Genomic DNA, 13090 nt, shown 5'->3' with positions numbered 1-13090 from the left:
CTATTGGCGGCACTCAGTGCCGCCAACCTGCTCATCCTGCCCCCTCCACCCCGGCATCCGGAAGTGCTGTGTGACCTTCACGACTCATTTGATCGATCATTTTTTACGGTCAGTCTGAAGTCCAGTGCCGTGCAGCGCCGCCCCGCCGACACCGTCCGCACCGCCTGTCCGATCGCCTTGCGTGATCCGACCAGCACGACCAGCTTTTTGGCCCGGGTCACGGCCGTATACAGCAGGTTCCGCTGGAGCATCGTCCACGCGCTCGTGGTCACCGGGATCACCACGGCCGGGTACTCGCTGCCCTGGGAGCGGTGGATGGTCACCGCGTAGGCGTGCGCCAGTTCGTCCAGTTCGTCGAAGTCGTACGGCACCTCCTCGTCCTCGTCCGTCAGCACGGTGAGGCGCTGGTCCACCGGGTCGAGTGAAGTGACGACGCCGACCGTGCCGTTGAAGACGCCGTTCTCGCCCTTCTCGTAGTTGTTGCGGATCTGGGTGACCTTGTCGCCGACCCGGAAGACCCGGCCGCCGAACCGCTTCTCCGCCAGGTCGGGGCGGCCGGGCGTGATCGCCTGCTGGAGCAGTCCGTTGAGGTTGCCCGCGCCCGCCGGCCCCCGGTGCATGGGCGCGAGCACCTGGACGTCCCGGCGCGGGTCGAGCCCGAACTTGGCCGGAATCCGCCGTGCCGCCACGTCCACGGTGAGCCGGCCGGCCTCCTCCGTGTCGTCCTCGACGAAGAGGAAGAAGTCCTTCATGCCGTCCGTGAGCGGATGCTTCCCGGAGTTGATCCGGTGCGCGTTGGTCACCACGCCCGACTGCTGGGCCTGGCGGAAGACGCGGGTGAGGCGTACGGCGGGGATCGGTCCGCCCTCGGCCAGCAGGTCCCGCAGCACCTCGCCGGCGCCGACGCTGGGGAGCTGGTCCACGTCTCCGACGAAGAGGAGGTGGGCTCCCGGGGGCACGGCCTTCACCAGCTTGTTGGCGAGGAGGAGGTCGAGCATGGAGGCCTCGTCGACCACGACCAGGTCCGCGTCCAGGGGGCGGTCCTTGTCGTAGGCCGCGTCGCCGCCGGGCTTGAGTTCCAGCAGGCGGTGGACGGTCGATGCCTCGGCGCCGGTGAGTTCCGCGAGGCGCTTGGCGGCCCGCCCGGTCGGGGCGGCCAGGACGACCTTGGCCTTACGGGCCTTGGCCAGCTCCACGATGGACCTGACGGTGAACGACTTGCCGCAGCCGGGGCCGCCGGTGAGCACGGCGACCTTCTTCGTCAGCGCGAGCCGGACGGCGGCCTCCTGCTCGGGGGCCAGCTCCACGCCCGTACGCCCCTTCAACCAGCCCAGCGCCTTGTCCCAGGCCACGTCGTGGAAGGCGGGCATCCGGTCCGCGTCCGTGCGCAGCAGGCGGCGGAGTTGGGCGGCGAGGGAGAGTTCGGCGCGGTGGAAGGGGACGAGGTAGACGGCGGTGACGGGCTCCGCGTCGCCGTCGGGGCCGGGGACCTTCTCCCGTACGACACCGGGGTCGCCCGACTCCTCGTCCGGCAGGGCGAGTTCGGCGAGGCACTCGATGACAAGACCGGTGTCGACCTGGAGCAGCTTCACCGCGTCGGCGATCAGGCGTTCCTCGGGGAGATAGCAGTTGCCCTGGTCGGTGGCCTGCGAAAGGGCGTACTGGAGGCCTGCCTTGACGCGCTCCGGGCTGTCGTGCGGAATGCCGACCGACTGGGCGATCCGGTCGGCGGTGAGGAAGCCGATGCCCCAGACGTCGGAGGCGAGGCGGTACGGCTGGTTCTTGACGACGGAGATGGAGGCGTCGCCGTACTTCTTGTAGATGCGGACCGCGATCGAGGTGGACACCTCCACCGACTGGAGGAAGAGCATGACCTCCTTGATCGCCTTCTGTTCCTCCCAGGCGTCGGCGATCTTCTTGGTGCGCTTGGGGCCGAGCCCCGGGACCTCGATCAGCCGCTTGGGCTCCTCCTCGATGATCCGGAGGGTGTCGACGCCGAAGTGCTGGGTGATGCGGTCGGCGAAGACGGGTCCGATGCCCTTGACGAGGCCCGAGCCGAGATAGCGGCGGATGCCCTGGATGGTGGCGGGGAGGACCGTCGTGTAGTTCTCCACGGTGAACTGCTTGCCGTACTGCGGATGCGAGCCCCAACGGCCCTCCATGCGCAGGGACTCACCGGCCTGGGCACCGAGCAGCGAGCCGACGACCGTGAGGAGGTCACCGCCACCCCGACCGGTGTCGACACGGGCGACCGTGTAGCCGTTCTCCTCGTTGGCGTACGTGATCCGCTCCAGGACCCCTTCGAGGACCGCCAGATTCGACATGGTCCGACGCTACAGCCGGGGTCTGACAGGGGGATTCCGGGTGTGGGCAGCCGCCCGTTTTGCGACTCATTCCGATATGTGCCTTCGCGAACTACCTTCGGGGCTTATTGGCTCCTCACCTGGCCAAAAGGCCGTTCCTGACGGCTTTTTCACAGCTCTTTGCCAACTTGCCTTCGTAACATCGCAATCTGATCCTGGAGTCGGCCGACGGAACCGGGCCGAGCCGGAAGCGACGATCACTCGTCATCGACGAAGGAGCGAGCAGTGGTGGAGAGGCGTACGTTCATCGCCGGGGCCGCGGCGGCCGGAACGCTGGCCGCGGTCGGCTGTGCGGTCTACAGCGCGACGGCCGACGCGGACGAGACCCGGCAGAAGACGAGCCACGTCCGCAGCGCCACCGCGATCACCCAGGTCTTCGGCGACGGTCAGAAGCTCGTCGCGGTGGCGGTCGAGTACGACCGCGTCATCGACACCTCGTCCCTGTCGACCTCGACGTTCGACGTCTCCGACCGCAAGGTCACGAAGGTCTACGCGAACACGAAGGCCGCACTCGCCGAGAAGGGCCGGGACGGCCGCTACGTCATCGTCGAGCTGTCCCCCGACGACAAGGCGGCGGCGCTCTGGGTGACGCAGCAGGGCTCCGGCACCGGCCCGAGCGACTCCGCCAGTGCGTCGAGTTCCAAGAGTTCCACCAGCAGCGCGTCGAGCCCGTCCGCGAGTGCTTCGAGCAGCGGCGGTGACGGGGTCGGCGTGGGCGGGCCGAAGGTCGGCGACAGCACCCCGGGCGGAACCATCGTCGCGGCGAAGGCCACGCTGACCCAGAAGGGCACCGTCACCACCGCCGACAGGACCCGCTACGCGGCCGACAGCACGACGCTGACCACCAGCAAGGTGATCAACCTGATCGTCGACGACTTCAAGCAGTTCTCGTACCACGATCCCGCGACCGGCCAGACCCTGAAGTACAACCTGTTCGTCCCGAAGGGCTACGACCCGGGCAAGCGCTACCCGCTGGTGCTGTTCATGCACGACGCGAGCGTGGTCAACGTCGCGACCGAAGGGCCCCTGGTGCAGGGGCTCGGCGCGGTGTGCTGGGCCAGTGACGCGGACCAGGCCCGGCACGAGTCGTTCGTCCTGGCGCCCGAGTACGGCTCGGTCGTGGTCGACGACACCTACAAGCCGTCGCCCCTGTTCGACGCCACCGCGAACCTCGTCAAGGCGGTGGCGAAGAAGTACAGCATCGACTCCAAGCGGCTCTACGCCACCGGTCAGTCGATGGGCGCGATGATGACGGTGGGCCTGAACATCAAGTACCCGGATCTGTTCGCCGCGTCCTTCGTTGTCGCCGGACAGTGGCCGTCCAGCCAGGCCAAGCCGCTCGCCGAGAAGAAGCTGTGGATCGTCGTCTCCCAGGACGACGACAAGTCCTACTCCGGCGAGAACGCCATCACCAAGGTCATCAAGGCCGAGGGCACGAAGGTCGGCACCGCGGTGTGGGACGGCCAGTCCACCGCCGCGCAGTTCGCCGCGGACGTGCGCGGCCTGGAGAAGCAGAAGGCTCCGGTCAACTACGCCTCCTTCCAGGCCGGTACGACCGTGAAGTCCGGCTCCGGGACGAGCGCGCACATGGGCACCTGGCACATCGCGTACACGATCCCGGGCATCCGCGACTGGATCATGCGCCAGTCCGGCTGAGAGTCCGCCCCCTCGTGCTGTGGGACGGGGCCGGTGCCGCTCAGCGGCGGGCGTGGAAGATGCCCCAGGCGAGGAGGCCGTTCTCGCAGGCGTCGAGCCACAGGGGCAGGTTCGCGCGGAGTCGGGCCAGGTACTCCTCGCCGATGGCGTCGGTGGTGGTGAGTTCGTCGCCGTGGTCGCGTACTTCGGCGGTGAGGCGGGCGTAGTGCGGGATCAGGTGCTCGCTCAGGTCCTCGAAGCCGACGCGTTCCAGGCCGAGTCGGGTCAACTGGGTGCGGACGAAGTCGGGGGTGGCGAGGTCGGTGACGTGGAGCCGTTCGCACACCGGGCGCAGGGCCTCCTGGTGGGTGTCGTCGGCCGCCATCACGTCGGTGAGGACCAGCGCGCCGCCGGGAGCCAGGACGCGGACCGCCTCCGCGAGCATGTGCGCCCGGTCGCCGGCGTGGACGAGGGCCTCCTGGGTCCAGACGACGTCGAACCGGCCGTCCGGCGCGGGGACTTCGTTGAACGATCCGGCGACGACGTCGATGAGTCCGTCGAGGCCCTGAAGGGCGTTGAGTTCGCGGTGCCGCCGGTTCTGTACCTCGCTGATATTGAGCGCGACGACCCGGCAGCCGTAGGTGGCGGCGAGGTGGCGGGCCGCGCCGCCGTAGCCCGAGCCGAGGTCGAGGACCGTACGACCCGGCCCCAGCAGGTCGGCCACCCGGGCCGCCACCTCGGCATCGGTCCGCCGGGTCGCCCGGGCGACCGGTTCGTCCGGGTGCTCGTAGATGCCCGTATGGATGTCCTCGCCCCACACGGAGCGGTAGAAGCCGTCGACGTCGGCGGAGTCGTAGTAGGCGCGGGCCGTGTCCGCCGCGTGCGCGGGCGTTTCGTCGTACATGGCGGGAGTCTCCGCGCGGCCCGGGCGGCGTAAACGCCTTGCGCTTCTCCGCGCGGGGGACGTGACCCCGCCATGCCCCCCGGTCACGATTGGATTTCGGCCACCGCCCACCACTTGCCTCATCCTCATGTAATCGATTCCAATCCTCCGTACACAAGGTCGTGTAATCGATTCCACGAGGAGGTGGACCGGCGATGGCAAGCATCAAGGACGTCGCTGCCCGGGCGGGTGTCTCCGTCGCCACGGTGTCGCGCGTCCTGAACGACCATCCGTCGGTCAGTGACGACGCACGCACGCGCGTGCTGGCCGCCGTCGAGGCGCTGGGCTACCGCCCGAACGCCGTCGCCCGCTCGCTGCGCACCGACCAGACCCGCACCCTCGGGCTGGTCATCAGCGATGTGATGAACCCCTACTTCACCGAGCTGGCCCGCTCCGTCGAGGAGGAGGCCCGCGCGCTCGGCTACAGCGTCATCATCGGGAACGCCGACGAGCGGCCCGAGTTGCAGGACCACCACGTGCGGACGCTGCTGGACCGTCGTATCGACGGACTGCTCGTGTCCCCCACCGACGGCGGCTCCCCCGGGATGCTGGACGCGGCCCGCGCGGGGACGCCGATGGTGTTCGTGGACCGGTGGATCCCGGGCGTGGACGTGCCCGTCGTGCGGGCGGACGGGCGGGCCGCCATCCGGGACCTCGTCGCGCATCTGCACGGGCTCGGGCATCGCAGGCTCGCCATCATCGGGGGCCCCGCCGCCACCACGACCGGCAGCGAGCGCGTCGCCGCCTTCCGGGACGCGCTCGCCGAGTACGGGATCCCGCTCCCCGACGCCTACATCGGGCAGGGCGACTTCCAGGCCGAGAGCGGACGGCGGGTCACCGAGGGCTTCCTCGATCTGCCCGAGCCGCCCGAGGTCGTGTTCGCCGCCGACAACCTGATGGCGCTGGGTGCCCTGGACGCCGTACGCGCGCGTGGGCTGCGGGTTCCCGAGGACCTCGCGCTCGCCGCGTTCGACGACATCCGCTGGTTCGTGCACACCGATCCGCCGATCACCGCGATCGCCCAGCCCACGGGCGAGTTGGGGCGGGCCGCCGTGCGCGCCCTGGTCGACCTGATCGAGGGGCGGGCCCCGCGGTCCGTCACCCTTCCCGCCCGGCTCGTCGTGCGCCGCTCGTGCGGCGAGCCGGTATCCCCTGTGCAAAGGAGCACGTCGTGAGCGACCCGGACGAGTTGCTGCGCATCGAAGGCATACGGAAAACCTTCCCCGGTGTGGTCGCGCTGGACGGCGTCGACTTCGATCTGCGCCGGGGCGAGGTCCATGTGCTGCTCGGTGAGAACGGCGCCGGCAAGAGCACCCTCATCAAGATGCTCTCCGGCGCCTACCGCCCCGACGGCGGCCGCATCCTGGCCGGTGGCGAGGAGGTGCGCATCCACAGTGCGCAGGACTCCGCGCACCTCGGGATCGCCACCATCTACCAGGAGTTCAACCTCGTTCCCGATCTGACGGTCGCCGAGAACATCTTCCTGGGACGGCAGCCGCGCCGCCTCGGGATGATCGACCGGAAGCGGATGGAGGCCGAGGCCGCCGTCCTCCTGGAGCGCGTCGGCGTGAACGTGTCGCCACGCGCGCGTGTCCGTGAACTCGGTATCGCACGCCTCCAGATGGTCGAGATCGCGAAGGCGCTCAGCCTGAACGCACGCGTGCTGATCATGGACGAGCCGACCGCCGTCCTCACCTCCGAGGAGGTCGAGAAGCTCTTCGTCATCGTGCGCCAACTGCGCGCGGACGGCGTCGGGATCGTCTTCATCACCCATCACCTCGACGAGATCGCCGCCCTCGGGGACCGGGTCACCGTCATCCGGGACGGGAAGAGCGTCGGGCAGGTGCCTGCCTCCACGCCCGAGGACGAGCTCGTACGGCTCATGGTGGGGCGGTCCATCGAGCAGCAGTACCCGCGTGAACGGGCCGACGCCGGCGCCGTGTTGCTCACCGTCGAGGGGCTCACCCGGGACGGGGTCTTCCACGACATCAGCTTCGAGGTGCGGGCCGGTGAGGTCGTCGGTATCGCCGGGCTGGTCGGCGCGGGCCGTACCGAGGTCGTACGGGCGGTCTTCGGGGCCGATCCGTACGACAAGGGGGCCGTGAAGGTCGCCGGCTCCGCACTGCGCGGGCATGACGTCAACGCGGCCATGGCGGCCGGGATCGGGCTGGTGCCCGAGGACCGCAAGGGTCAGGGGCTCGTGCTCGACCAGTCGGTGGCGGAGAACCTCGGGCTCGTCACCATGCGGGCCGCCACCCACGGCGGGCTCGTCGACCTCAAGGGGCAGCGCGAGCAAGCCGCCCGGATCGCCCGGCAGTTGGGCGTCCGGATGGCCGGACTCGGCCAGCAGGTACGGACGTTGTCCGGTGGCAACCAGCAGAAGGTCGTCATCGGCAAGTGGCTGCTCGCCGACACCAAGGTGCTGATCCTGGACGAGCCGACCCGTGGGATCGACGTCGGCGCCAAGGTCGAGATCTACCAGCTCGTCAACGAACTCACCGCCGCCGGTGCCGCCGTCCTCATGATCTCCAGCGATCTGCCCGAGGTCCTCGGCATGAGCGACCGGGTGCTGGTCATGGCACAGGGCCGGATCGCGGGCGAGTTGACGGCCGCCGAGGCGACGCAGGACTCCGTGATGGCACTCGCCGTCAGTACACCGAACCAGGCAACTACCGCTGTGGAGGGCCACCGTGGCCACTGACACGCTCAAGGGCACGACGGGCGCGAGTGGCGCCTCGGGAATCCGCCGACTGCTGCTGGACAACGGGGCGTTGACCGCGCTCATCGTCCTGGTCGTCGCCATGTCGGCGTTGTCCGGCGACTTCCTGACCACCGACAACCTCCTCAACGTCGGCGTCCAGGCGGCCGTGACCGCCATCCTCGCCTTCGGCGTCACCTTCGTGATCGTCTCGGCGGGCATCGACCTGTCGGTCGGTTCGGTGGCGGCCCTCTCGGCCACCGTGCTGGCCTGGAGCGCCACCCAGCACGGCGTCCCGGTCGTCCTCGCCGTGGTCCTCGCGATCGCCACGGGCATCGCGGCCGGCCTGGTCAACGGCTTCCTCATCGCCTACGGCAAACTGCCGCCGTTCATCGCGACGTTGGCGATGCTGTCGGTGGCGCGCGGGCTGTCGCTGGTGATCTCGCAGGGCTCCCCGATCGCCTTCCCCGACTCGGTCTCGCACCTCGGCGACACGCTCGGCGGCTGGCTGCCGGTGCCGGTCCTGGTGATGATCGTGATGGGGCTGATCGCGGCCTTCGTGCTCGGCCGGACCTACATCGGCCGTTCGATGTATGCGATCGGCGGCAACGAAGAGGCCGCGCGCCTCTCGGGGTTGCGCGTCTCCAAGCAGAAGCTCGCGATCTACGCCCTGTCCGGTGTCTTCGCCGCCGCCGCGGGGATCGTCCTCGCCTCCCGGCTCTCCTCGGCGCAGCCGCAGGCCGCCGACGGCTACGAGCTGGACGCGATCGCCGCGGTCGTCATCGGCGGCGCCTCCCTCGCGGGCGGCACCGGCAAGGCGTCCGGCACCCTGATCGGCGCGCTGATCCTGGCGGTGCTGCGCAACGGCCTCAACCTCCTTTCGGTGTCGGCCTTCTGGCAGCAGGTCGTCATCGGTGTCGTCATCGCGCTGGCCGTCCTGCTGGACACCGTGCGGCGCAAGGCGGGCGCGACTCCCGTCTCCGGCGCCTCCGGTGGCGGCAGGGGCAAGCAGGCGACGACGTACGCGCTGGCGGCCGTGGTCACCGTGGCGATCGTGGGCGCGACCTCCTTCCTGCACAACGACTCCTCTACGGCCGGCAAGCCCAAGGTCGGGCTGTCCCTCTCCACGCTCAACAACCCGTTCTTCGTGCAGATCCGGTCGGGCGCGCAGGCCGAGGCGAAGAAGCTGGGCCTGGACCTGACGGTCACCGACGCCCAGAACGACGCCTCCCAACAGGCCAACCAGCTCCAGAACTTCACCAGTTCCGGCTACGGCGCGATCATCGTCAACCCGGTGGACTCGGACGCGGCGAGCAACTCCGTGAAGGCCGCCGACAAGGCGAAGATCCCGGTGATCGCCGTGGACCGGGGCGTCAACAAGGCGGCCGTGGACACGCTGGTCGCCTCCGACAACATCGCCGGTGGTGAACTCGCCGCCAAGACGATCGCCGAGAAACTCGGCGGCACCGGCAAGATCGTCATCCTCCAGGGCCAGGCGGGTACTTCGGCCGCGCGGGAGCGGGCGGAGGGCTTCGCCAAGGGGCTGAAGGCCTACCCCGGCATCCAGGTCCTCGCCCAGCAGCCCGCCGACTTCGACCGCACCAAGGGCCTCGACGTGATGTCGAACCTGCTCCAGGCCCACCCCGACGTGCAAGGCGTCATCGCCGCGAACGACGAGATGGCCCTCGGCGCGATCAAGGCGCTCGGCTCCAAGGCCGGCAAGTCGGTCTCGGTCGTCGGTTTCGACGGCACTCCCGACGGCCTGACCGCCGTGAAGCAGGGCACCTTGTACGCGTCCGTGGCACAGCAGCCGAGCCAGTTGGGCAAAATCGCCGTGGACAACGCGTTGCGCGCGGCTCAGGGCAAGAAGGTGGAGTCGACGGTGAAGGTGCCGGTGAAGGTGGTCACGAAGGAGAACGTGGCCGGGTTCACCGGCTGACAGCGGCCAAGTCACCACTGTGGGGAGTCAATTGATGTACGACTACGACCTCCTGGTCGTGGGATCGGCCAACGCCGACCTCGTGATCGGCGTCGAGCGGCGGCCGGGCGCCGGCGAGACGGTGCTCGGTTCCGACCTGGCCGTCCACCCCGGCGGCAAGGGCGCCAACCAGGCGGTCGCCGCCGCCCGGCTCGGCGCCCGTACGGTCCTGCTGGCCCGGGTCGGTGACGACGCGTACGGCCGGCTGCTGCTCGACTCGCAGCGGGCGGCCGGTGTCGACACGGTGGGCGTGCTGGTCGGCGGGGCGCCCACCGGGGTCGCGCTGATCACGGTGGACCCGTCCGGGGACAACAGCATCGTGGTGTCGCCGGGGGCCAACGGAAAGCTGTTCCCCGTCGACATCCAGGCCGCCGCGTGTCTCTTCCACGCCTCCCGGGTGGTCTCCGTGCAATTGGAGATCCCGTTGGAGACGGTCATGGAGGTCGTACGGAGTCTGGCGCCCGGCAGCCGGTTCGTGCTGAACCCGTCGCCGCCCCGGCCGCTGCCGTCCGAAGTCCTGGCGGCCTGCGACCCGTTGATCGTCAACGAGCACGAGGCGAAGGTGATCCTCGGGGACGCGTGTGTGAGCGAGCGGCCCGAGGACTGGGCGCGGATCCTGCTGGCGAAGGGCCCGCGTTCGGTGGTCGTGACGCTCGGCGCGGAGGGCGCGTTGGTGGCCTCGCGGGAGGGGGTGACCCGGGTGCCGTCCGTGGAGGTGGACGCCGTGGACACCACGGGCGCGGGCGACGCGTTCACCGCGGCGCTGGCGTGGAAGCTGGGCGCGGGCTCGTCCCTGGCCGAGGCGGCGGCGTACGCGGCCCGGGTCGGGGCGGCGGCCGTCACCAGGAAGGGCGCCCAGGAGTCCTACCCGACTGCGGACGAGGTAGCCGCGCTGTGAAGAAGGCAGGAATCCTCAACCGTCATCTCTCCGGCGCGCTGGCCGAGTTGGGGCACGGGGACGGGGTGCTGGTGTGCGACGCCGGGATGCCGATCCCGGCCGGGCCCCGGGTCGTGGACCTGGCGTTCCGGGCCGGGGTGCCGTCGTTCGCGGAGGTGCTGGACGGACTGCTGGCCGAGCTGGTGGTGGAGGGGGCGACGGCGGCGAGCGAAGTGCGGGGCACCAACCGGGCCGCCGCCGCCCTGCTCGACGCCCGCTTCCCCGACCTGGACCTCGTCTCCCACGAGCGGCTCAAGGAGCTGTCGGCGGGGGCCCGGCTGATCGTACGGACGGGCGAGGCGCGGCCGTACGCGAATGTGCTGTTGCGGTGTGGGGTGTTCTTCTAGGGCACGACCTGAGGCCTGTCAGGTCGGCACGGGGGCCGGACACATTCGAGGGGGCCCGGTCCGTCGACCAAGCCCCCTCGGCTATTCCCCTCCACATCAGGACCCCTCGCGATCCCCCCAGATCCCCCTCCAAGAGTCCTGATGCCAAGTACGACCCGCGGAGTACGGGGAGGGTTGTACGGCATCCGAAGATTTTTTCCGGCGCTCCCCGAGAACCCTTCCGGGTGCCGGTGAAACGGGGCGGACGTAGCGTTTCAGGCATGAGCGAAGACGCTGCTACGACCTTCCACGACGATGTCCTCGACGAGCTGGGCGACGACCGGGTCCAGGAGATCGCGGGCCTGCTGGGTACGGACGAGGCGGGCGCCGTGGACGTGGTCGGCGCGACCGCGTCGGCGCTGTCCGGCGAGGCGGCGGCCGTCGAGACGCCTCAGGAGGCTCCGCTCCAGGGCGTGGCCACGCTGGGCGGTTTCGCGACCGGCGGGCTCATGGCGGGGGTGCTGGCCAAGGCGGCGAAGCCGGTGGCGAACGCGGTGGCCAAGAAGACGGGTCTGCCGCCGGCGGCCGTCGCACGGGTCGTGGAGATGCTGGTCCCGGTGGTGCTGACCGTGCTGACGAAGCGGGCGGCGAAGAAGTAGGGCGGGCGGGTACGGCATACTCCTGACCTCCTGCCCCACCCCGGATCGGACGGGGTGGGGCAGGAGGTCAGGGTGTGTCAGTGCGGGGCGGCCGACGTCAGCGGACGGTGACCGAGACCGCCTTGGACACGGTGGCGCCGTCCTTGACGCGCAGGACCTCGACGCCCTTCTTCTGGAACTTGTCGGTCAGCTTGTAGGCGCTGTGGTTGACCTTCGCGGTCACCGGCAGGGACTTCCAGGTAGCGCCGGACTTGACCTGCAGCGTGACCTTGCTGCCTTCCTTCAGACCGGTGGTCTTGCCGGTGAAGGTGACCACGTCACCGAGCTTCACGGTGGTGTGGTTGGCCTTGAGGGTGATGCTCGGCGCCGGGGCGGGCGCGGCGAAGGCGGAGGTGGCGCCGACGGCGACGAGCGCGGCGGAGGCCACGGATACGGCGGCGATACGGACGTTCACAGATAACTCCTTGATTTGATTCAGAGAATTACTTCTCTTATGCAGCTCTCAGGCTTCTCTCATACGGGAGAAAGCCCGGCCTACCGCGTTTCCGGGCTTTCTCCCGGCCCCGCGGCGGGCACGATCCTACAGACACGACCTGGGGAGATACGGTTCCGGAAGGCTCCGGAAAAGTTAAATCGACAGGTTGGTCATAGGAATGGTGCCCACCGCACGGACCCTGATCTGCATTTATAAAAAGGAGCTGTGTGAAGGTGACTCTCACATTCCGGCTACCGAATGACGTGCTCCACGAACAGCGCCGCCGTCTCCGCCAGCACCTCGCGTCCGTCCCGGGCCCACAGGCCGTCATTGAAGAGTTCGACCTCGATGGAGCCGGTGTATCCGGCGGCCTCGACGTACGACAGCCACTCCCGCATGTCGATCGCGCCGTCCCCGATCTGACCGCGCCCGTTGAGCACGCCCTCGGGCAGCGGGGTGGTCCAGTCGGCGAGCTGGAAGGTGTGGATACGGCCGCCCGCGCCCGCCCGGGCGATCTGCTCGGGTGCCCGGTCGTCCCACCAGATGTGGTAGGTGTCGACCGTGACGCCGACCTGCTGGGCGGGGAAGCGCTCGGCCAGGTCGAGGGCCTGGGTGAGCGTCGAGACCACACAGCGGTCGGAGGCGTACATCGGGTGCAGCGGCTCGATCGCCAGCCGTACGCCCCGCTCCTCGGCGTAGGGCCCCAACTCACCCAGCGCGTCGGCGATCCGCTCCCGCGCGCCGTGCAGGTCCTTGGAACCGGCCGGCAGACCGCCCGACACCAGGACGAGGGTGTCCGTGCCGAGGGTGGCCGCCTCGTCGACGGCCCGCCGGTTGTCGTCCAGGGCGCGGGCGCGCTCGGCCGGGTCGATCGCCGTGAAGAAACCGCCCCTGCACAACGTTGTCACGGCGAGCCCCGCGTCACCGACCAGCTTCGCGGTCTCCGCCACCCCGTACGCCTGGACGGGCTCCCGCCACAGGCCGACGCCCGGTACGCCCAACTCCAGGCAGGCGTCGACCAGTTCGGGCATGCTGAGCTGCTTCACCGTCATCTGGTTGATGGAGAAGCGCGCCAA

Annotated in this window: 11 protein-coding genes; 7 read left to right on the top strand and 4 right to left on the bottom strand. The window is 69.7% G+C overall.

Translation table 11 applies throughout. The annotated features are described in order from the left end of the window. Positions 1–77: 77 nt before the first annotated feature. On the bottom strand, positions 78–2324 hold the full coding sequence (locus ABZT04_RS19870; RefSeq protein WP_356057975.1) for an ATP-dependent RecD-like DNA helicase: 2247 nt from the start codon (positions 2322–2324) through the stop codon (positions 78–80). 267 nt (positions 2325–2591) lie between these two features. Here ABZT04_RS19870 and ABZT04_RS19865 point away from each other — a divergent pair, with 267 nt between their 5' ends. Continuing rightward, positions 2592–4019 (top strand): PHB depolymerase family esterase, encoded by a 1428-nt coding sequence (locus tag ABZT04_RS19865; RefSeq protein WP_356057974.1) that lies wholly within the window; start codon positions 2592–2594, stop codon positions 4017–4019. 40 nt (positions 4020–4059) lie between these two features. On the opposite strand, the gene ABZT04_RS19860 is transcribed toward ABZT04_RS19865, so the two are convergent. After that, complete coding sequence (locus ABZT04_RS19860; RefSeq protein ID WP_356057972.1) at positions 4060–4902, bottom strand: methyltransferase domain-containing protein; 843 nt, start codon at positions 4900–4902, stop codon at positions 4060–4062. 194 nt (positions 4903–5096) lie between these two features. Here ABZT04_RS19860 and ABZT04_RS19855 point away from each other — a divergent pair, with 194 nt between their 5' ends. The 6 genes from ABZT04_RS19855 (at position 5097) to ABZT04_RS19830 (ending at position 11539) form a co-directional block, all read left to right on the top strand. Continuing rightward, the gene (locus ABZT04_RS19855) at positions 5097–6116 is read left to right on the top strand and encodes a LacI family DNA-binding transcriptional regulator (protein ID WP_356057971.1); all 1020 of its coding nucleotides are present in this window, start codon (positions 5097–5099) and stop codon (positions 6114–6116) included. After that, positions 6113–7642 (top strand): sugar ABC transporter ATP-binding protein, encoded by a 1530-nt coding sequence (locus tag ABZT04_RS19850; RefSeq protein WP_356057970.1) that lies wholly within the window; start codon positions 6113–6115, stop codon positions 7640–7642. The genes ABZT04_RS19855 and ABZT04_RS19850 overlap by 4 nt, the downstream gene beginning before the upstream one ends. After that, a complete protein-coding gene (locus ABZT04_RS19845; RefSeq protein WP_356057968.1) occupies positions 7632–9578 on the top strand; it encodes a substrate-binding domain-containing protein in 1947 nt (648 codons plus the stop codon). The genes ABZT04_RS19850 and ABZT04_RS19845 overlap by 11 nt, the downstream gene beginning before the upstream one ends. 34 nt (positions 9579–9612) lie before the next feature. Next, positions 9613–10515: a ribokinase gene (locus ABZT04_RS19840; RefSeq protein ID WP_356057967.1), complete on the top strand. Its 903-nt coding sequence runs from the start codon at positions 9613–9615 to the stop codon at positions 10513–10515. Then, positions 10512–10901 (top strand): D-ribose pyranase, encoded by a 390-nt coding sequence (gene rbsD, locus ABZT04_RS19835; protein ID WP_356057966.1) that lies wholly within the window; start codon positions 10512–10514, stop codon positions 10899–10901. The genes ABZT04_RS19840 and rbsD overlap by 4 nt, the downstream gene beginning before the upstream one ends. A gap of 260 nt (positions 10902–11161) precedes the next feature. After that, positions 11162–11539, top strand: coding sequence for a DUF937 domain-containing protein (locus tag ABZT04_RS19830; protein WP_356057965.1), 378 nt, complete (start codon positions 11162–11164; stop codon positions 11537–11539). A gap of 97 nt (positions 11540–11636) precedes the next feature. On the opposite strand, the gene ABZT04_RS19825 is transcribed toward ABZT04_RS19830, so the two are convergent. Together ABZT04_RS19825 and ABZT04_RS19820 are read right to left on the bottom strand one after the other, a co-directional pair. After that, on the bottom strand, positions 11637–11993 hold the full coding sequence (locus ABZT04_RS19825; protein WP_356057963.1) for a hypothetical protein: 357 nt from the start codon (positions 11991–11993) through the stop codon (positions 11637–11639). A gap of 272 nt (positions 11994–12265) precedes the next feature. Continuing rightward, the gene (locus ABZT04_RS19820) at positions 12266–13066 is read right to left on the bottom strand and encodes a sugar phosphate isomerase/epimerase family protein (RefSeq protein ID WP_356058083.1); all 801 of its coding nucleotides are present in this window, start codon (positions 13064–13066) and stop codon (positions 12266–12268) included. Between the last annotated feature and the right edge of the window lie 24 nt (positions 13067–13090).

Source organism: Streptomyces sp. NPDC005492, from assembly GCF_040605995.1.
Taxonomy (GTDB): Bacteria; Actinomycetota; Actinomycetes; order Streptomycetales; family Streptomycetaceae; genus Streptomyces.
The sequence above is the reverse complement of the archived record's forward strand: the minus strand, read 5'-3'. Positions and strand labels throughout refer to the sequence as shown.

Coding starts and splice junctions, on each gene's coding strand:
- ABZT04_RS19870 (WP_356057975.1), bottom strand. CDS start 2,324: ATGTCGAATCTGGCGGTCCTCGAAGGGGTCCTGGAGCGGATCACGTAC.
- ABZT04_RS19860 (WP_356057972.1), bottom strand. CDS start 4,902: ATGTACGACGAAACGCCCGCGCACGCGGCGGACACGGCCCGCGCCTAC.
- ABZT04_RS19855 (WP_356057971.1), top strand. CDS start 5,097: ATGGCAAGCATCAAGGACGTCGCTGCCCGGGCGGGTGTCTCCGTCGCC.
- ABZT04_RS19840 (WP_356057967.1), top strand. CDS start 9,613: ATGTACGACTACGACCTCCTGGTCGTGGGATCGGCCAACGCCGACCTC.
- ABZT04_RS19830 (WP_356057965.1), top strand. CDS start 11,162: ATGAGCGAAGACGCTGCTACGACCTTCCACGACGATGTCCTCGACGAG.
- ABZT04_RS19820 (WP_356058083.1), bottom strand. CDS start 13,066: ATGACGGTGAAGCAGCTCAGCATGCCCGAACTGGTCGACGCCTGCCTG.